This is a genomic window from Neobacillus vireti, assembly GCF_036962465.1.
GTDB classification, from domain to species: Bacteria; Bacillota; Bacilli; order Bacillales; family Cytobacillaceae; genus Neobacillus; species Neobacillus vireti_B.
The window spans coordinates 379-19,569 of sequence record NZ_JBALNF010000068.1 but is presented as its reverse complement, the minus strand read 5'-3'; the positions used below and the strand labels follow the sequence as shown (position 1 = coordinate 19,569).

Here is a 19,191-nt window from a genome sequence, read left to right as displayed (position 1 = left end):
TAGGACGTTGCCAGGCTGTATTATTATTCCGCAGTAGCTCAGTGGTAGAGCTATCGGCTGTTAACCGATCGGTCGTAGGTTCGAGTCCTACCTGCGGAGCCATTTTATGGAGAGCTGTCCGAGTGGCCGAAGGAGCACGATTGGAAATCGTGTAGGCGGGTAACCCTGTCTCAAGGGTTCAAATCCCTTGCTCTCCGCCATAATATATCTGGCCCCTTGGTCAAGCGGTTAAGACACCTCCCTTTCACGGAGGTAACACGGGTTCGAGTCCCGTAGGGGTCATTAAAGTTTTCTCGTTATAGCGAAAACAACTTTATAAATCGGAGGATTAGCTCAGCTGGGAGAGCATCTGCCTTACAAGCAGAGGGTCGGCGGTTCGATCCCGTCATCCTCCACCAAAATCTTCTATTATCGCGAGGTGGAGCAACGAGCGTTGCTTCGATGAATAATCTGCGAGTTGTATCAATCGAGCTGCTGCTTGAATAAGCCTTCTGATATTGATACAGTCCATGTAAACTTTGAGCATGGAAGAACATTATAATTTTTATTATCGCGGGGTGGAGCAGTCCGGTAGCTCGTCGGGCTCATAACCCGAAGGTCGCAGGTTCAAATCCTGTCCCCGCAATTGGTCTGGTAGTTCAGTTGGTTAGAATGCCTGCCTGTCACGCAGGAGGTCGCGGGTTCGAGTCCCGTCCAGACCGCCATTTAGTGGCTCAGTAGCTCAGTCGGTAGAGCAAAGGACTGAAAATCCTTGTGTCGGCGGTTCGATTCCGTCCTGAGCCACCTTTTATTTTGATTATGCCGGTGTAGCTCAACTGGTAGAGCAACTGAATCGTAATCAGTAGGTTGGGGGTTCAAGTCCTCTCGCCGGCACCAGAAGCTGGCAATTTTAGTTTTTATATGTGGAGGGGTAGCGAAGTGGCTAAACGCGGCGGACTGTAAATCCGCTCCCTCCGGGTTCGGCGGTTCGAATCCGTCCCCCTCCACCATTTATAGGGGTATAGTTTAAAGGTAGAACGAAGGTCTCCAAAACCTTTGGTGTGGGTTCGATTCCTACTACCCCTGCCAATTATATTGCGGCGATTGTGGCGAAGTGGTTAACGCATCGGATTGTGGTTCCGACATTCGTGGGTTCGATTCCCATCAGTCGCCCCATTATATTATTAATAATTATAAGTATTGGGCTATAGCCAAGCGGTAAGGCATCGCACTTTGACTGCGACATGCGTTGGTTCAAATCCAGCTAGCCCAGCCATTTTGCGGAAGTAGTTCAGTGGTAGAACACCACCTTGCCAAGGTGGGGGTCGCGGGTTCGAATCCCGTCTTCCGCTCCAATTATATCGGCGGCATAGCCAAGTGGTAAGGCAGAGGTCTGCAAAACCTTTACCACCGGTTCGAATCCGGTTGCCGCCTCCAAAGATCTTAATAAGCAAATGCTATTATATTATGCCGGGGTGGCGGAACTGGCAGACGCACAGGACTTAAAATCCTGCGGTAGGTGACTATCGTACCGGTTCGATTCCGGTCCTCGGCATTGCTTAAAACAACTTAATACGCCGGTGTGGCGGAATTGGCAGACGCGCACGACTCAAAATCGTGTTCCTCTGGAGTGTCGGTTCGACCCCGACCACCGGTATCAATTTGTTTGGAAAAACGTTTCTCATGTAAATAGAGAAACGTTTTTTTGTTGCTTAATTTTATATATAGAATCGATTAGCAAATAATCAAAAGGATACGTTATTTCTGGATAACAAGTTAAGCGGAGATCGACAAATTTTGCAAAAATGACTTGACTCCTATAATGAATATGTGTAGTATTTATTAAGTCAGATTGTTCAGTCCTTTTTTATAACTGCGGGTGTAGTTTACTGGTAAAACCTCAGCCTTCCAAGCTGATGTAGTGGGTTCGATTCCCATCACCCGCTCCATACATATTAACTAACGCAGTGTATCGTTACATGATGAGAACGATGCATTGCGTTTTTTTATTATGAGTAATAATAGAGAGAACTTTTTATGGGACAATTTATATAAATGTTAGAAGGTTTTTGTCTATTAGATTTGCTTCTATAGGACAGTTTTGCAGGATACCTGAAGATTATGTTCAATAGAGAGCTGCTAAAGGACAAATTTTTTAAAATGCACGGGAAGGTTGTCCGATAGAAAGATTCCAATGGACATTTTATTGAGGAGACAGATACTTTTGTCTATTAGAGATGTTTCTATTGGACAGTTTTCTAAGATACCCGAGGTTTTTGACCAATAGGGAGCTTCTAAACGACAATTTTTTAAAATACTTAATACTTTTGATCATTAGAATTACACTGATCGAGTAGACTTTTAAAAAAATATTTAGAATTCAAAAGGATGAAGGCCATCTTGCTATTATTTGATTCGTAGATGCCCTTCATTACTTTATGAAGCAGTCATTCAATAATGATATATGATGCTTCGCCTCCATGTATCTGGGTAAACATGTTCATTAATGATTTAGTAAGCTTATTCGCAGCCTCTACCTCAGTAGAGGGACGAAGATAGATAATTTGCAAAGCATTTTTTGTATGAATCGTAACTGGGGCCTTATCTGAATCAACAAAAGGGCTTCCAAATGGTCCATTTTCATCGGCAGACAGAATTAAATGTTCCAAGGAGTTGCTCCTCCCGTTCAATCCGATGTAAGTCTCACCTTCCTTCCCAAACCTAATTACTACAGGACCTTTTAACAGATCTTGGTCATAAACTCCGATGGGAACTTGATATTGTAAGGAGAAAAAGTTATTAATATCTATCGCACTATGGATTGAAGAAAGATAATTTTGCTTCTGTATCCTTCTAAATAATGCCTCAGCTGAATGTCGATATCGATTTGGGTCCTTTCCTGTCATCTTAAAAATATTTCTCCATTCCTTTATCCCAGGAAGGTCTGAAATCTGCTGGTTTTCCAGTTCAAAAAAGATTGACTCTTGGAAAAGCTGTAGTCTGCCTTTCACCATTTGTGGTGAATCTCCAACCACTATATTTTTATATTGAATAACCCCAATTTTAAAATCGGGAATTAGTTTGCAGATTTCTGCTGAAACTTGAATTTCCAACGATTCCACCTCCAAAATTTGTTGAAAATAGTTTATCATAAATAGATATGTAACTAATAACTTAAACAACTTATATAAATTTAAGTCGTCGTCGAGAGGAGGAGAAATCTATGGATGTTCAGGTATTACAAAAAGAATTGATTGCCTATAGTAAAGAAATCGGTATCGATAAAATTGGATTTACTACTGCGGACCCGTTTGCAGAATTAAAAACACGTTTGCTGAGACAACAGGAACTGGGCTATCAATCAGGTTTCGAGGAACCTGATATAAATAAACGGGTTACTCCGTCAATGCTGCTCCAAGGCGCACAGTCGATTATTTCCATTGCCCTTGCGTATCCTGCGAAAATGACAACCCGTGTCGAGAGTAAAAAGGGAGAAAGAAGAGGGATCTTTAGCAGGGCTTCATGGGGACTAGATTATCATCACATACTTCGAGACCGTCTCAACAAACTTGAAGAATTTATATTAAGTAAAATACCTGATGCTCAGGTAAAATCAATGGTTGATACTGGTGAACTTTCGGACCGGGCTGTAGCAGAGCGTGCCGGTATCGGCTGGAGCGGGAAGAATTGCTCCATTATTACCCCTGAATTTGGTTCGTACGTTTATTTGGGCGAAATGATTACCAATATCCCTTTTGAACCGGATGCCCCAATAGAAGACCAGTGTGGCTCTTGTAGTAAATGCATAGATGCCTGTCCAACAGGGGCATTAATCCAGGGAGGTCAGATTAATGCCAAACGCTGTATTTCCTTTTTAACACAAACAAAGGAGCTTATCCCTGATGAATTTAGAGATAAAATAGGAAATCGTGTTTATGGGTGTGACTCATGTCAAACCGCCTGTCCGGTTAACAAAGGAGTTAATTTTCACTTCCATGAAGAAATGACACCTGATCCAGAAGTGGCTAAACCTTTATTAAAACCGATCCTAAAATTAAGCAATCGGGAATTTAAAAAAAGATTTGGATCTGTTTCTGGGGCATGGAGAGGAAAGAAACCAATTCAACGGAATGCTATTATTGCATTAGCTCATTTTAAGGACGAAAGTGCGGTTTCTGAATTGATAGAAGTATTAGAAACTGGAGCAAGTCCGGTCTCAAGAGGAACTGCTGCATGGGCGCTAGGAAAAATTGGCGGTGAATCAGCTTTTGCAGCATTAAGAAGAGCTCAGGAACTTGAAACAGATATCGAGGTCCAAGCAGAAATAGAAAAAGGGCTAAATTTTTATAAGAAATAGGGGGGCAAACCAATTGGTTTTGCTCTTTTTTTATGGTTAAAAGCTGCATGCTATCATATGTATGAAGGGAAGGGGTGGATAGGTTTGCGACAATTACTTCAAGACTTATTTGAAAAAAGGGTAAATCAATTTGTCTCTAATAAACGAAGCCAAAAGATATTTTTTCCAAAGGCAGAGACAAAACAAGCTTGTTTAGCCAATCGCTCAGCAGAGATAGTAAAAGTAAAAGCGGCAGGAAAGATTATAGAAGAGTCCTCGGAGGATGAGTTTCAAATAATCAAATACCAAGCCCATTATCAATATTTAATCAAACAAAATGGAATTCTTTACATGGAAGAGGAAATGGAAGATAGATTAGCCAAGTTTTACAAAAATGCGTTAGTAATGGATGAGGAAATTAGACCAGTTCTTGATTCAGAAAATGACCCACAAACGGAAATAAACTATTTAGACTTAGAGGATCCTACTGAACGACTAAGCTACGCATATGATCGATTAAAAGCAGTTCAATACGCAGAACGCTGGTGGAATAGTTATAATCCTGCTTATAAAAAGTTTCAGAATGATTGTACCAATTTTATCTCTCAATGTCTTCAAGCTGGGGGAGCGCCCATGAGAGGCTATCCAAAGCGGGATGCAGGCTGGTGGCTGCAACGTAATAATTGGAGCTATAGCTGGGCCGTAGCTCATTCATTGAGGCTTTATTTATCCAATTCAAAAAGCGGCCTTCGGGCAAAGGAAGTCAGAAGCCCGGACCAGTTAATATTGGGGGATGTTATATGTTATGATTTTGAGGGGGATGGAAGGTTCAACCATAATACTCTTGTTACAGGAAAGGATGCTAACGGGATGCCTCTAGTGAACGCCCATACCTATAATAGCCGGATGCGCTACTGGGCTTATGAGGATTCATCTGCATATACTCCAAATATTAAATATAAGTTTTATTCGATCATTGATGGATGATTCTTGAAAGCATAGGTAAGAGTGGTATAATTGCCCTTAGAGTTTTGATACGAGGTGAATGTTTTTGGCAATACACGTAGTTCTTTATCAACCACAAATACCTTCTAATACAGGTAATATCGCAAGGACTTCTGCAGGAACAGGTACTCAATTACATTTAATCGGCCCTTTAGGATTTTCTTCAGAGGATAAAATGTTAAAAAGGGCTGGTTTAGATTATTGGGAACATGTAAATATCACATATTATGAATCGCTGGATGAATTTTACGAAAAGAATGTTGGCGGTGCCTTTTTTTATATAACGGAATTTGGGCAAGAAAACTATACCTGCTTTGATTATAGTGATCCAGCTAAAGATTATTATTTTATTTTTGGCAGTGAAACAACAGGACTTCCAACGGATGTAATTCAAACTAATCTCGATACAGCGATAAGGGTTCCAATGAATGAAAATATTCGTTCTTTAAATCTATCCAATACAGCAGCAATTCTTATTTATGAAGCCTTACGTCAGCAGGATTATCCAAATCTAAAATAAGCAGGGGGGCCAAGATAAGGCCTCCCGCGCTAAAAAGGGAGGAAGGATTTATTTATGAATGATGTCATCACAACCATCCTAAATCATCGCTCGATCCGTCAGTTTGAGGACAGGCCATTATCCGATGAGCAAATTCACACGATCGTTTCCTGTGCACAAGCTGCAGCTACATCGAGTTTTATTCAGGCATACTCGATTATTGGTGTCAAGGATAAAGAAAAGAAGCGGAAACTAGCTGAACTGACAGGAAACCAGGAATATGTCGAGAAAAATGGCCACTTTTTTGTTTTTTGTGCCGATCTTTTCCGGCATACGGTAGTTGGTAATAGGGAACAAAAGAATGTAACAACTACACTAGAAAGCACGGAAAAATTCATGGTGGCATTGATTGATACGTCCTTGGCTGCACAAAATGCTGCTGTAGCTGCGGAATCTCTTGGATTAGGAATATGTTACATAGGTGGAATTCGTAATAACTTGGAGGAAGTAAAAAAGCTATTAAACATACCGGATCGTGTTATTCCATTGTTTGGCCTTGCCGTAGGCTACCCGGCCCATCTTACCGATAAAAAGCCGAGGCTGCCTTTCATGCATGTTTATCATGAGGATGAATATGAGCAGGATATGGAGAGATTTAATCATCAGCTCGATGATTATGATCAGTTAATTTCAAATTATTATCAGACAAGAACAAACGGGCAAAGAAAAGACAGGTGGACTGAACAAATTGCCAATATGCTCTCCAAACCAGCTAGAATGTATATGAAAGAGTTTATTCAAAAAAATAAACTTGACTTACACTAAAAAAGACTGCCGGCATGGCAGTCTTTTTTAGTCATTACATATTATTTATTAGTCCCCGGCTTGTCGTTATACCCCGCTGTGAAAATGGCTGTCAAAAACGCAACCATTACTAAAATAACAATGAAAGTATGCATGTTATGTACTGCCCCCTTTGTCCCGTTTTTAAATTAGATTGTTTAGCGTAGAATACCATTTCATAAGTGAAATCCGCTAAACGGACGCATTTCTGACACATACAATTTTATTATAGCCTAAGATTTTAAAATGAAAAGAGCAATATTCCTTTTATTGAAATAAAAAAGATAGACAATATCTCAAAATGGTTACGCATGTTCAAGTCTTTTGGTGCATAGAGTATATTAATCGTCTCTGATAACCTACAGGGGGAGGGCCATATGGATATTTTAAAAAAAATCGAGAGGTACCGTGACGAAGAGGAAAAACTTCGCTGGGAAGGATCATTCGCTGACTATTTATTGTTGTTGAAGGAAAAGCCGTGGGTAGCACAATCTGCACATTCTCGAGTTTATAATATGATTAGGGATGCAGGAATTGAAGAAGTTAAAGGGACGAAGCAGTACAATTTCTTTAGTAATCAATTATTTGGCTTAGAAGAGTCGTTAGAAAGGCTTGTGGAAGAATATTTCCACCCAGCTGCGAAAAGGCTGGATGTAAGGAAGCGAATTTTACTTTTAATGGGGCCGGTAAGCGGCGGTAAATCTACGCTTGTTACCATGTTAAAAAGAGGGCTGGAAAGCTACTCACATACTGACAGAGGCTCTGTTTTTGCCATTAAAGGATGTCCGATGCATGAAGATCCATTGCACCTTATTCCACATCATTTACGGGCAGACTTCTTTGATGAATACGGAATCCGGATTGAAGGTAACTTGTCACCATTGAATATGATGCGCCTAGAGCAGGAATATGGCGGTAGAATTGAAGATGTTTTAGTAGAGAGAATTTTCTTTTCAGAAGATAAACGGACTGGGATAGGTACCTTTAGTCCATCTGATCCAAAATCCCAGGATATAGCAGATTTAACAGGAAGTATTGATTTCTCAACTATTGCAGAATATGGCTCTGAATCAGATCCAAGGGCTTACCGCTTTGACGGGGAATTAAACAAGGCGAACCGTGGGATGATGGAGTTCCAAGAGATGTTAAAATGTGACGAAAAGTTCCTCTGGCATTTATTATCACTAACCCAAGAGGGGAATTTTAAAGCAGGAAGGTTTGCGCTTATTAGTGCAGATGAACTGATAGTTGCTCACACCAATGAAACCGAATACCGTTCCTTTATTTCTAATAAGAAAAACGAAGCCCTTCATTCGAGGATCATTGTGATGCCGATTCCTTACAATTTGAAGGTTTCGCAAGAAGAAAGAATTTATGAAAAAATGATTAATGAGAGTGATGTTTCGGACGTTCACATTGCACCGCATACATTAAAGGTTGCAGCAATGTTTACGATTTTAACCCGCTTGAAGGAGCCGAAAAAAGGGGATATCGATCTTCTGAAAAAAATGCGTCTCTATGACGGGGAGAATGTAGAAGGATTCAATTTGGCTGATGTCGAAGAACTGAAACGCGAGTACCCAGATGAAGGGATGAGCGGCATAGATCCTCGTTATGTCATCAATCGCATTTCATCAACGATTATCCGTAAAGAGGTACCGGCCATTAATGCCTTGGATGTATTAAGATCGTTAAAAGACGGACTTGACCAGCACCCATCTATTACAACTGAACTTCGTGATCGTTATATGAATTATATTTCATTAGCGCGAAAAGAGTATGATAACATTGCGAAAAATGAAGTACAGAAGGCATTTGTATACTCCTATGAAGAATCAGCTAAAACATTAATGGATAATTACCTTGATAATGTCGAGGCTTATTGCAATAAAGCAAAACTGCGTGATCCGTTAACAGGGGAAGAGATAAATCCAGATGAAAAGCTTATGCGTTCCATTGAAGAGCAAATTGGCATCTCCGAAAATGCTAAAAAGGCCTTTAGGGAGGAAATATTAATCAGGATTTCAGCCTTTGCCCGAAAAGGCAAGCGGTTTGATTATAATTCCCATGACAGGCTCAGGGAAGCCATTCAAAAGAAATTATTCGCTGATCTTAAGGATGTTGTTAAGATTACAACTTCTTCCAAGACACCGGATGAGCAGCAATTGAAGAAGATTAATGATGTGGTTGCTCGTTTAATTGACGAGCACGGCTATAATTCGACATCAGCGAATGAATTACTTCGCTATGTCGGTAGCTTATTAAACAGATAATCTGGGTTAAAATAGCACGGACTGGCAGAGGAAAAACTGTCAGTCTCTTTTTTTCCATTAAATAGACCGCAATATACCCATACTTTCAGATAAAGATTTCCCCATGCGATGATCTTGTCCAGTTTTTTAGGCTATTGACCAATTGTCAAAATTATTTGTAAATTATTCGCTACTTCTGCATAGGATAAAGTAATCCATCATTTAATTGATTTTTTTCATTCGCGTTATTCTATGTATTGGCTAAAAAATTGTGCAGTGTGGAGTAAATTTTTAATTTAATAAGGAGGGGTTTATAGTGACTGTCGATAACCATCAATTTGTGATTTCTAGAGAAGATTGGTCCCTCCACCGTAAAGGCCACGATGACCAGCAGCGCCACCAAGAAAAAGTCCAGGAGGCAATTCGCAACAATCTTCCCGAATTAATTACAGAAGAGAGTATCATAATGTCTAATGGTCGCGATGTGGTAAAAATTCCAATTCGTTCATTAGACGAATACAAAATTCGTTATAATTATGACAAAAACAAACACGTGGGCCAAGGTGACGGTGAGAGTCAAGTCGGTGACGTTGTAGCGCGGGACGGTTCCAGCGGTCAAAAGGCACCAGGCAAGGGTCAAGGTGCAGGGGATCAAGCAGGTGAAGACTATTTTGAAGCAGAAGTATCTTTAATGGAGTTAGAGGAAGCACTATTTAAGCAATTAGAACTGCCAAACCTAAAGAAGAAAGAGGAACAAGAACATCTCGTTGAAAATATTGAGTTCAATGATATCCGAAAAACCGGATTAATGGGGAACATTGATAAAAAACGCACGATGATGTCCGCTTTTAAACGAAATGCGATGAGTGGGAAGCCTGCCTTCCACCCAATTTATAAGGATGATTTAAAGTTTAAGACTTGGAATGAAGTCGTAAAACCTGATTCAAAAGCTGTTGTCATTGCAATGATGGATACAAGCGGTTCTATGGGAATATGGGAAAAATATATGGCACGAAGCTTCTTTTTCTGGATGACACGTTTCTTGAGAACAAAATACGAGACAGTTGAAATTGAGTTTATTGCACATCATACTGAGGCAAAAGTAGTCACAGAAGAAGACTTTTTCTCAAAAGGTGAAAGTGGTGGGACCATCTGTTCATCCGCCTACCGAAAAGCCTTAGAAATCATTGACGCTAAGTATAATCCACGGAAGTTCAACATCTATCCATTCCACTTTTCTGACGGTGATAATTTGACATCCGATAATGCCCGGTGCGTGAAGTTAGTTGAAGAGTTAATGAAAGTATCTAACATGTTCGGTTACGGAGAAGTAAATCAATATAACCGCCATTCCACATTAATGTCAGCCTATAAAAACATTAAAGATGAACAATTCCGCTATTATATTCTCAAACAAAAAGCAGATGTATTCCATGCGATGAAAAGCTTTTTCCAAAAAGAGGAATCAAAATTATATGCTTGAAGAAATTGACAGGAGGAAGCTCCTGTCAATTTTTTTGATTCTTTTCAGACTTTACCAAATATAATTTTCCTAAAAAAATCAACACTAAAAAAGCAAGAACATCTTGTAAAAGGGGGTATTACCAGTGATAAAAAAACCGGTTGGATTACTGTTAGCGGCGGTTCTTACAATGGGGCTGTCCGCTTGTACTAATAATGACCGTAATGATATCAATGATCGGACCACAAATCGAGTGGGAATGGATACGAATGATCGGGATTATCGAAATTTAAATGTTCGTGATGGCCGAGACAATGGAATTGATCATAACGGACCATTAACAGAGGATTATTCAAACCGTAACAATAATGAACCTGATCTAGATACGAATCTATTCAATGATAAGCGAAAAGTTAAACGAAATGACGATGACATGATTTCCGCATATCAAACAAACTTAAATAGCAGTCAATATCCACATACACAAGCGATTTTAATAAGGGATGCCAAATATCAGTATATTACAGTGGATCCTAGACAAAGAAACTGGTTTCAATTTGGATTTATTCAACCAGGACAAACGAACACACAGCAGCAAAGTCCTGCAGTACCAGCCCCTGCGCAGCAGCAAACCACACGGCAGGCACCAAACCAAGCACCTGCCCAGCAGGCAACGCCTGTACCTAGACAGCAGCAGACACAAGCACCTAGTGGCGCTGCACAAAGTCAAAATAATACGGCAACCTCGGGTACTGTTAGTCAGTATGTTCAACAAGTCATTGCTCTTACTAATCAACAAAGAACTAAGAATGGTCTGCCAGCGTTAAAAGCAGATACGCAGCTTAGTGGTGTAGCTCAAAAGAAGGCATTGGATATGCAGCAAAACCATTACTTTTCACATACTAGTCCGACTTACGGATCTCCATTTGACATGATGAGAGATTTTGGCGTTACCTATAAGTCAGCGGGTGAAAACATCGCGCAAGGACAACGAACACCACAAGAAGTTGTAACCGCTTGGATGAATAGTGAAGGTCACCGTAAAAATATTTTAAGTGCTAACTTTACCCATATTGGGGTAGGTTTCGAACAAACAGGGAAAAATTGGTCGCAGATGTTTATTGGAAAGTAAGAAAAGCGCAAGTGCCTGTGAGCGAAGTGCACTAGTTGCTGAAGCTTTACGACTTTAAAAGCAAAATTATTTCTAAATTTAAGACGTAAAAAAACAAACCGACAGTTTCCTGCCGGTTTGTTCATTTTCCTTTTATCGGAATGGTAGGAAATTCAAAGTGAAAAATGGTCCCTTTTCCAACTGCACTTTCTACCCAGATTGATCCATCCATGGCCCTGACAATGCTGTAAACTACCATCATGCCTAAACCTGTGCCATTTTTTCCTTTGGTAGAATAAAACGGTTCCCCTAACCGGTCTAGCTGCTGGGGATTCATCCCAACTCCGGTATCCTTCACTTTGATTGTGACCTCATTTGGGGTGTATTCGGTTGATACATGTAAATATCCACCATGCGGCATTGATTCAATTGCATTTTTCAGTACGTTTACAAAGCATTGTCTAAACTTTTGCCCGTCTCCTTTTATAAATCCAATGATGGAAAAATCTGTAACGATTTCGACCGAATTTTGATTTGCTAACGGCTGTAGAATATTGATAATTTGCCGAAGTTCGCTTTTTACATTTAATTCTTCAAGAGATTCAAGCGAGGGTTTGGCGAACGTCAAATAATCTTGAATGACCTTTTCAGCTGAAAGTAACTCTTCCTTAACGATGGCTAGATATTCTTTTCTTTTTTGTCTAGATAAATAATCGTCTTGCAGCAGTTGAACAAACCCGCTCGCAGCTGTTAACGGATTTCTAATTTCGTGGGAAATGGCTGCTCCCATTTGTTCTACAGCCTTTAATTTTTCCGTTTTAATAAGTTCCTGCTGCATCTCGTTCGTTTTTCGTATAAATTCGACTCCATATGAAATGATCGCAATACCTAAGGAAGGAATAACGAGATACGCAAACCATGCATCCACAAGATTAATCGGTTCATCATCAAAGCTCATTCCTAAGACTGTCAGGATACCAAGGATTAATCCCATACATACAGTACATAATATTCTCCGGGCAGGGGCTTGTTTAAAAAACCAAGGGTGTAATCGCCACAGGATCAACCCTAATGGAATATAAAGCGCCAGGGTTTGCCAAAATCCAATATTAATCCCGTAAAAACTGCGGATGGCAATCATGGCTGCAATTAGAATGGGGCCAATACCGACATATAAGCCGCCAAGAACGAGCGGAATCATTCGTAAATCAAATCTTGCGTATGAAACTGGTGTATAGGAAAACTGGATGCATAACCAAATCGTCACTATAAACAAAATTATAAAAGAGGGTTTTGATAGGGAGAATTTTTTGCTTTTTTCAAGATATATTAAACCAAAAAATAGTAAAATTATCATAAGAGAAAGATTGAAGAAAAGGTGTTTCGTGATTTCCATTTTCTCACCATCCATAATGAGCTCATAGGAAAATTTTACATTTAATTTTGTCAAGTTACAACAAAAATTGCCAAAATATTTTGATAAAGTAAATATTCAAGTTGATTATATTAAAAAACCTGAAAGGTCACTTAAAATCCTTCCAGGAAAGTTCGTTGATCGAGATGGTATTTCTACCTTTTGTTTTAGAAAGGTATAGGGCCGAATCAGCCGCTTTAATTAATGAATCGGGATGATTTAATTTAGTGGGATACATAAATGCAATTCCAATACTTAAAGTGATAATATCCGCTATTTCTGAACTTTTATGCGGGACTTTAAGGGACTGAATCGTTTCTTTAATTTGCTGTGCTATCTCTAAACCGTTGTCACCATTACTAGATGGTAGAATTAAGGCAAATTCTTCTCCGCCGTACCGGCAAAATGTATAGTTTGATGGTTCTGGAAATAAATCGTTAATGGCTTGAGCAATCTTCTGTAAGCAAAAATCTCCTTTTAAATGACCGTATGTGTCATTGTAGTTTTTAAAATAATCAATATCTAACATAACCAAAGTGATAGGAGTATGATGGTTAATGGCATTGGTCCATTCCCTAAGAAGTACTTCATCAAAATATCGGCGATTAGCTATGCCGGTTAACCCATCCATATAGGATAATCGGTTCAAAAGCTCATTTGCTTCTTGGAGCTTTTGTTCAGTTAGTTTTCGGTTCGTAATATTTCTTGAAACGATGATGACCTTCTTCTCGCCCTCTTCTTGATATGGCACACTTTTTAAAGTGGATTCTATCCAAATATAATCACCATACTTAGTACGGTACCGGTAAGTAGATTCAGCAGAACCCTCTTGGAGAGCCCTTTTAAACATATTATTTGTTCGTTCGATATCGTCTGGGTGAATAAATGTCTCCAATGTTTTTCCTAAAAGCTCAGGATATTCGAAATGAATGACCTCTTTTACAGCGGGGGAGATGTATATATATTCTGCTTGATCATTATGCATGGTAATCATGTCACTAGAATACTCTGCCAGTAAGCGGAAGCGTTCTTCGGTTTCTTTCACCTTGACAAGGCTATGTTTTAATTGGTGTTGAGTCTCATTCGAATCGACGACAAACACAAAAAAATGATAGCCAAACAACCCCCCTACTAAAGATATGAGATAATGCAGGGATAACACATTTTTAAGGACTTCTGCATCATCAATGCGTATGATAAAAACAATCGATATGATTAGTAAACCGCATAGATTCATGGTAAAAGCTTTTGCTGTACGATGAATGTTTAATTTCGAGATAACACCGCAAACAACTCCGGTTATTAAAGCTCCAATGGCCGGAAGGAGGGCGGAATTGTTAAAGCCAAATAAACAAATTCTTCCTAAAGAGATTAATGCTGCAGCAATAATTGCCGGTATGTACCCGCCAAACGTACCAGCAATAACAATTGCTAAGTGGCGTAAATCTGCATAAATGTCCGGACCCACTGGGATAGAAAATGACATTAAAACATTACCAAGAACCCCAAAACAAGTTCCCCAGTAGAGTTTAGTGGATAATGACGAGGTAGTATATAATGGCTTATCTTTGAATAAAACACCCATAAGAGAAAAAGAAGCAATTAAGAGTGCTGCATTTGAGATGAATTCTTTAAGCATGTAAGTTCTCCTAAATGAAATAGAAATGTATGCTTTTGCCATTATAGTTTTACAGGTAAGGACAAAGCATTCCAATTATACTATAAAGTTGACATTCATAACCAAGCAGTTAGGGAAACAATCTGTGAATAAAAAAAGCCCCCTCAAATAGGAAGCTATCTTGGTCGAAATTATGCTTGAACCAATTCTTTCACAAATTCTCTGGCTGCAATTCGTGCGTGAACCTTGCCTTGTTCTAGAAGTTCAGGAACTTTTTGCGGATTTAAATCAAAACCTTCTGCGACAACAGTTTCACTTACCTCAATTCCTAAAAAGCGAAGAGCAATTTTTAAGTAGCGATCACCCGATTCCAATTCCTGCATTGGGGTCCCGGTATACTGACCGCCTCGGGTTTGAATATGAATTGCCTTCTTGTTAGATAAAAGACCTTTAGGGCCATTGGCAGTATGGGCAAAAGTTTTTCCCGAAATAAATAAGTTGTCAATATAAGCTTTTAAAACAGCAGGAGAATTTAAATTCCACATAGGGGAAACAAACACATAATAATCATACGTAATAAACTCATCTGCAAGAGCGTGCATCTTCGTTATTTTTTCTCTTTCTGGAACGGAAAGCTGATCAATGGTGTAACCATAACCGGCCAACTTACCGCGTGCTGACACTAAATCAGCATCCATTTGCGGAAAATCATAGGCAAACAAATCGATTCGGCTGATCTCAATATCTGGACGCTCTTCATGAAGTGCTTCTAGAAACGATTCTCCAATCTTAAGCCCTTTTGATTTCTCTAAACCTTTCGGGTTCGCTGTTACATATAGTAATTTTTTCATATAAGATCACGACCTTTATAGTTAATATTACTTATTACTTCAATTATAGTAAAAATATCTTTCATCAAGATTGAACAATTGGTGACGTTCATGAACATTAGGTGAATGGAGACGCCAGAGGACTGACAAGTCATTATAAAATTGGGAAAATTAATTAATCAAACGCTTTCAAAAATGTGTTGACTCCCTATATTGAGGGTGATATGATAAGGGTACATTAATTAGTTAGTTCATTAAACTAATTAACGTAATCTCGAGATGCCATTATATTTTTTAGTAGTTTTGAAAAGGGTTACAACGTTAGAAATCTAAACACTCAATTTTATTTGGAGGCGAAAAATATGGGTCAATCGGCACAAAAATTAGAGACAAAGCCATCTGAGTTCAGAAAATTTGGCATGAAAGACAAGCTTGGTTATATGTTTGGTGACTGGGGTAATGATTTCTTCTTTATTCTTGTAGCGTCGTTCTTAATGGTTTTCTATACGGATGTATACCATTTGAATCCGGCTACAGTCGGCGGGCTTTTCCTAATCGCACGTTTATGGGATGCAGTAGCAGACGTTTCTTGGGGACGTTTTATTGATACAAGAAAAGCAGGAAAGAATGGAAAGTTTAGACCATGGATTTTTAGAATGGCATTTCCACTGGTTATTGTTGGTGTGTTAATGTTCGTACACATCCCTGGTATGTCTAATGGATTTTATCTGGCTTATGCCTATGTAACGTACATTTTATGGGGAACATTATATAGTACTGTTAATATTCCTTATGGATCAATGGCATCTGTTATCACGGGGGATCCAGTTGAACGTACAACTCTATCAAGCTGGAGAACTATGGGGGCAAACTTAGCAGGTTTAATTATTAACGTAGTCGGTCCTATGATTTTATTTGTTAACAATAAAGCTGATGCTAATCACTTCTTACTAGGCGCAATTATTTTTGGTGTACTTGCACTTGCTTGTTATATCGCTTGCTATAAATTATCAGTTGAACGTATTGTGATGGATGAATCAACTAAGTCAAAGATGAACCTTGGACAAACAGTGAAAGGTCTTGTCAAAAACAGACCGTTAATGTGGTTCCTTGTTGCTTCTTTATTGTTCATGATTTGTTTCATGTTAATTGGTACTGTAAACGTTTACCTATTTAAAGATTATTTTGGAAATGCTAAAGCATTAAGTATGGTTGGACTTCTTCAATCAGTGGCTGTATTTGTGGGTATGCCAATGGTTAAACCACTAGTTGCAAAATTTGGTAAAAAAGAAGTAGCTTCTGGTGGTATATTACTTGCAACTTTAATATATGCTCTGTTATTTTTCCTTCCAAATTTAACAGCAACGCAATTTATCGGAGTATTAACAATTGCAATGTTTGGTTACGGTATCTTCAACCTTGTTATCTGGGCCTTTGTTACAGACGTAATCGATTATCATGAGTATTTAACTGGTTTACGTGAAGATGGAACCGTTTACTCTATCTACTCAATGGCTCGTAAAGTTGGTCAAGCGGTTGCTGGAGGCTTAGGTGGAGCTGTGATTGCGGGAGTTGGATATAATGCAACTCTTCAACACCAAACATCTGGTACGCTTCAAGGAATTCACACACTTGGTACTTTAGTACCTGCAATTACACTGGCTATTGTGTTCTTAATCATTGTGTTCTGTTATCCATTAAATAAAAAACGTACAGCACAGCTTACAATTGATTTAGCAGAGAAAAGAAATGGCAAACAATAAGTTATAGATAAATAATTAGAGAGAAGATAGCTAAGATCCTTTAGCTATCTTTTTTTTTATCAAATAAAAAACGCTTCCAAATTTTTATTGACGAATTGTGGCGAGAGGTGTATTCTATCTATGTAATTAATTAGTTTAGTAAACTAATTAATTAAAACTGTAATATTATAGGCTTTATTCTTGCTGGTTTTGAAAAGGGTTACAGGTAGGACAATTATTTAACTTCTAGAAGGAGAGTGGACATGATGGGGAATAGTAGCTCAAAAAAATTAACCTTAAAAGAGAAAATTTCATATGGATTAGGCGATGTCGGAAATGGATTTATGTTTGACATGGGCCAAATTTATTTGCTTAAGTTTTACACCGATGTATTAGGGATTTCGGCATATTGGGGAGGATTAGTATTTTTAATTTCGAAAGTTTTTGATGCGTTTGCAGACTCCGCTGTTGGGGCATTTGTGGATAAACGAAAGGTGGGGAAACGGGGCAAGTTCCGGCCGTTCATCTTATTTGGTTCGATTCCACTTGCCATTATGACAGTCATTTCCTTCATGGCACCGGATTTCTCAGGCACAGGTAAAATTGTATTTGCGTTTGTCACTTATATGGCATTTGGGTTGTCTTATTCTATTGTTAATATTCCTTATGGTTCACTTGCCGCCTCTATGACTCAAGATTCGGTGGACCGCGCATCTCTTGGATCTTTTAGAGCTATTGGCAGCCAGTTTGCGATGCTTATATCTGGTATGGTTGTCATCCCAATTGTTCTCTATTTTCCAAACCAAAAATTAGGATATACTGTAGGAATTGCATCTATGGCGTTAGTAGGGGTAATCTTCCATTATATTTGCTACCGGAATACCAATGAAAATGTAATTAGAGAGCCTAAAATAGAAAAAGAAAAAGTTCCTATGTCAAAACTATTCAAATTACTGCTTAGTAACAGACCACTAATTGCTCTTTGTTTCGTTTGTTTGTTTATGGTTGCTGCGAGTAACCTGCGTACGGCTGTACAGTTATATTACTTGCAGTATAATTTAAAGAACGCAGGTCTTATGTCATTGCTTTCTTTTACTAGTATTGGAATCGCTGTCATCGGTTCGTTTTTTATTCCAGCACTTGTTAAAAGGTTGGGAAAAAAGAATACATTCATCATGGGTCTTTTAATTGGTATTGTCGCAGATGCCTTGAACTTCCTATTACCTGCAAGTGTACCGGCTTTCCTTACATTACTTTCAATTGGAAGTTTGGGTCTAAGCTTTGCTATGGGGTTACCATGGGTAATGGTTGCAGATGCCGTAGATTATCATGAATGGAAAACAGGACAACGGACAGAGGGAATTGTATATTCAAGTTACAGCTTTTTCCGTAAGTTAGCACAAGCACTAGCTGGTTTTATTCCTGGGGTTGCCCTTGGCTTAATCGGTTACGTTCCGAATGCGGAGCAAACTGCAGGTACACTCCTTGGAATCAAAGGGCTAATGTTCCTTGTTCCCGCCGGACTAAACTTAGTAGCAGCAGTTATTTTAATTCTTGTTTATAATTTAACGGAGGATCTTTATAAAAAGATTATTGATGAACTTAAAAATAAACCAAAAGCTAACGATAGTTTAAGCGCTTAATTGAATTGCTAATAAAACCCCCTTCTTGCTGTAGAGAGGAAGGGTTTCGTTTAAGGTGCTTTTGTTAAAATACGTGTCAAAAGGATAGCCGTATTGGCATGGTTATCGGTATATAAAAAGGGGAAACTCGCCATAGTAATTGAACTGCATCTCCATTGTTAGACACAAAACTAACAATGGAGGGGCAGTTTTTTATATAGCTATTTTTTCATTCGAGGAGGGCTGTTGATGGAAGATTGGTTGTTCGGACAAAGTCACAATTATTGGGTTCGCCCTTGTCCAAAGTTTACTCGACTTCGGACACCGCCATGCTTTTTTAGCTTTACTCTGTCCGAAGTTCGCCCGACATCGGACACCACGATGCTATTTAAGCTTCACTTTGTCCGAAGTCCGCTCAACATCGGACACCATCATGCTATTTTAGCTTTACTTTGTCCGAAGTTTGCTCGACTTCGGA

14 protein-coding genes and 17 tRNA genes are annotated in these 19,191 nt (G+C 39.0%); 27 read left to right on the top strand and 4 right to left on the bottom strand.

Annotated features, from left to right (window positions below; genetic code table 11):
- Positions 1-27: 27 nt before the first annotated feature.
- From V7077_RS24315 to V7077_RS24235, 17 genes are all read left to right on the top strand, one after another.
- Positions 28-102, top strand: a tRNA-Asn gene (locus V7077_RS24315).
- 6 nt (positions 103-108) lie between these two features.
- A tRNA-Ser gene (locus V7077_RS24310) sits at positions 109-200 on the top strand.
- 10 nt (positions 201-210) lie between these two features.
- Positions 211-282: transfer RNA gene (locus V7077_RS24305), tRNA-Glu, on the top strand.
- Positions 283-322: 40 nt separating this feature from the next.
- Positions 323-398, top strand: a tRNA-Val gene (locus V7077_RS24300).
- A gap of 153 nt (positions 399-551) precedes the next feature.
- Positions 552-625: transfer RNA gene (locus V7077_RS24295), tRNA-Met, on the top strand.
- 2 nt (positions 626-627) lie between these two features.
- Positions 628-704, top strand: a tRNA-Asp gene (locus V7077_RS24290).
- A gap of 6 nt (positions 705-710) precedes the next feature.
- Positions 711-783: transfer RNA gene (locus V7077_RS24285), tRNA-Phe, on the top strand.
- A gap of 17 nt (positions 784-800) precedes the next feature.
- A tRNA-Thr gene (locus V7077_RS24280) sits at positions 801-876 on the top strand.
- Between the two features lie 28 nt (positions 877-904).
- Positions 905-989 (top strand) — tRNA-Tyr (locus tag V7077_RS24275).
- Between the two features lie 5 nt (positions 990-994).
- Positions 995-1,068 (top strand) — tRNA-Trp (locus tag V7077_RS24270).
- An 11-nt stretch (positions 1,069-1,079) separates the two neighbouring features.
- Positions 1,080-1,155 (top strand) — tRNA-His (locus V7077_RS24265).
- Positions 1,156-1,180: 25 nt separating this feature from the next.
- Positions 1,181-1,255: transfer RNA gene (locus tag V7077_RS24260), tRNA-Gln, on the top strand.
- A gap of 4 nt (positions 1,256-1,259) precedes the next feature.
- Positions 1,260-1,334: transfer RNA gene (locus V7077_RS24255), tRNA-Gly, on the top strand.
- An 8-nt stretch (positions 1,335-1,342) separates the two neighbouring features.
- Positions 1,343-1,416, top strand: a tRNA-Cys gene (locus tag V7077_RS24250).
- Between the two features lie 32 nt (positions 1,417-1,448).
- Positions 1,449-1,534 (top strand) — tRNA-Leu (locus V7077_RS24245).
- 21 nt (positions 1,535-1,555) lie between these two features.
- A tRNA-Leu gene (locus V7077_RS24240) sits at positions 1,556-1,636 on the top strand.
- A 218-nt stretch (positions 1,637-1,854) separates the two neighbouring features.
- A tRNA-Gly gene (locus V7077_RS24235) sits at positions 1,855-1,928 on the top strand.
- A 498-nt stretch (positions 1,929-2,426) separates the two neighbouring features.
- On the opposite strand, the gene V7077_RS24230 is transcribed toward V7077_RS24235, so the two are convergent.
- Entirely contained in the window at positions 2,427-3,092 is a 666-nt protein-coding gene (locus V7077_RS24230) for a B3/B4 domain-containing protein (RefSeq protein WP_335506729.1), read from the bottom strand.
- A gap of 110 nt (positions 3,093-3,202) precedes the next feature.
- On the opposite strand from V7077_RS24230, the gene queG reads away from it, so the two are divergent.
- From queG to V7077_RS24195, 7 genes are all read left to right on the top strand, one after another.
- Entirely contained in the window at positions 3,203-4,336 is a 1,134-nt protein-coding gene (gene queG, locus V7077_RS24225) for a tRNA epoxyqueuosine(34) reductase QueG (RefSeq protein ID WP_335506727.1), read from the top strand.
- Positions 4,337-4,420: 84 nt separating this feature from the next.
- The gene (locus V7077_RS24220) at positions 4,421-5,302 is read left to right on the top strand and encodes an amidase domain-containing protein (protein ID WP_335506724.1); all 882 of its coding nucleotides are present in this window, start codon (positions 4,421-4,423) and stop codon (positions 5,300-5,302) included.
- Positions 5,303-5,366: 64 nt separating this feature from the next.
- Positions 5,367-5,840: a tRNA (uridine(34)/cytosine(34)/5-carboxymethylaminomethyluridine(34)-2'-O)-methyltransferase TrmL gene (trmL, locus tag V7077_RS24215; protein ID WP_335506722.1), complete on the top strand. Its 474-nt coding sequence runs from the start codon at positions 5,367-5,369 to the stop codon at positions 5,838-5,840.
- 54 nt (positions 5,841-5,894) lie between these two features.
- Entirely contained in the window at positions 5,895-6,644 is a 750-nt protein-coding gene (gene nfsA, locus V7077_RS24210) for an oxygen-insensitive NADPH nitroreductase (RefSeq protein ID WP_335506720.1), read from the top strand.
- A 395-nt stretch (positions 6,645-7,039) separates the two neighbouring features.
- Entirely contained in the window at positions 7,040-8,935 is a 1,896-nt protein-coding gene (locus V7077_RS24205) for a PrkA family serine protein kinase (RefSeq protein ID WP_335506718.1), read from the top strand.
- Positions 8,936-9,227: 292 nt separating this feature from the next.
- Complete coding sequence (yhbH, locus tag V7077_RS24200; RefSeq protein ID WP_235744261.1) at positions 9,228-10,397, top strand: sporulation protein YhbH; 1,170 nt, start codon at positions 9,228-9,230, stop codon at positions 10,395-10,397.
- 124 nt (positions 10,398-10,521) lie between these two features.
- Entirely contained in the window at positions 10,522-11,508 is a 987-nt protein-coding gene (locus V7077_RS24195) for a CAP domain-containing protein (RefSeq protein WP_335506716.1), read from the top strand.
- A gap of 121 nt (positions 11,509-11,629) precedes the next feature.
- On the opposite strand, the gene V7077_RS24190 is transcribed toward V7077_RS24195, so the two are convergent.
- From V7077_RS24190 to V7077_RS24180, 3 genes are all read right to left on the bottom strand, one after another.
- Positions 11,630-12,754, bottom strand: coding sequence for a HAMP domain-containing sensor histidine kinase (locus V7077_RS24190; protein WP_335506714.1), 1,125 nt, complete (start codon positions 12,752-12,754; stop codon positions 11,630-11,632).
- A gap of 256 nt (positions 12,755-13,010) precedes the next feature.
- The gene (locus V7077_RS24185) at positions 13,011-14,540 is read right to left on the bottom strand and encodes a diguanylate cyclase domain-containing protein (RefSeq protein ID WP_335506711.1); all 1,530 of its coding nucleotides are present in this window, start codon (positions 14,538-14,540) and stop codon (positions 13,011-13,013) included.
- A 170-nt stretch (positions 14,541-14,710) separates the two neighbouring features.
- On the bottom strand, positions 14,711-15,370 hold the full coding sequence (locus V7077_RS24180; protein WP_335506709.1) for an FMN-dependent NADH-azoreductase: 660 nt from the start codon (positions 15,368-15,370) through the stop codon (positions 14,711-14,713).
- 341 nt (positions 15,371-15,711) lie between these two features.
- Here V7077_RS24180 and V7077_RS24175 point away from each other — a divergent pair, with 341 nt between their 5' ends.
- From V7077_RS24175 to V7077_RS24165, 3 genes are all read left to right on the top strand, one after another.
- Entirely contained in the window at positions 15,712-17,112 is a 1,401-nt protein-coding gene (locus tag V7077_RS24175) for an MFS transporter (RefSeq protein ID WP_335506706.1), read from the top strand.
- Positions 17,113-17,354: 242 nt separating this feature from the next.
- Positions 17,355-18,734, top strand: a complete 1,380-nt coding sequence (locus V7077_RS24170) for a glycoside-pentoside-hexuronide (GPH):cation symporter (RefSeq protein ID WP_335506704.1) — start codon at positions 17,355-17,357, stop codon at positions 18,732-18,734.
- Positions 18,735-18,962: 228 nt separating this feature from the next.
- Positions 18,963-19,191: hypothetical protein (locus tag V7077_RS24165; RefSeq protein WP_335506702.1), on the top strand; the 229-nt coding region annotated here is incomplete at its 3' end.

Bases quoted from the DNA above. Each gene is read 5' to 3' on its own strand.
- queG (WP_335506727.1), top strand. From the start codon at position 3,203: ATGGATGTTCAGGTATTACAAAAAGAATTGATTGCCTATAGTAAAGAA.
- nfsA (WP_335506720.1), top strand. From the start codon at position 5,895: ATGAATGATGTCATCACAACCATCCTAAATCATCGCTCGATCCGTCAG.
- V7077_RS24205 (WP_335506718.1), top strand. From the start codon at position 7,040: ATGGATATTTTAAAAAAAATCGAGAGGTACCGTGACGAAGAGGAAAAA.
- V7077_RS24185 (WP_335506711.1), bottom strand. From the start codon at position 14,540: ATGCTTAAAGAATTCATCTCAAATGCAGCACTCTTAATTGCTTCTTTT.
- V7077_RS24180 (WP_335506709.1), bottom strand. From the start codon at position 15,370: ATGAAAAAATTACTATATGTAACAGCGAACCCGAAAGGTTTAGAGAAA.
- V7077_RS24175 (WP_335506706.1), top strand. From the start codon at position 15,712: ATGGGTCAATCGGCACAAAAATTAGAGACAAAGCCATCTGAGTTCAGA.
- V7077_RS24170 (WP_335506704.1), top strand. From the start codon at position 17,355: ATGATGGGGAATAGTAGCTCAAAAAAATTAACCTTAAAAGAGAAAATT.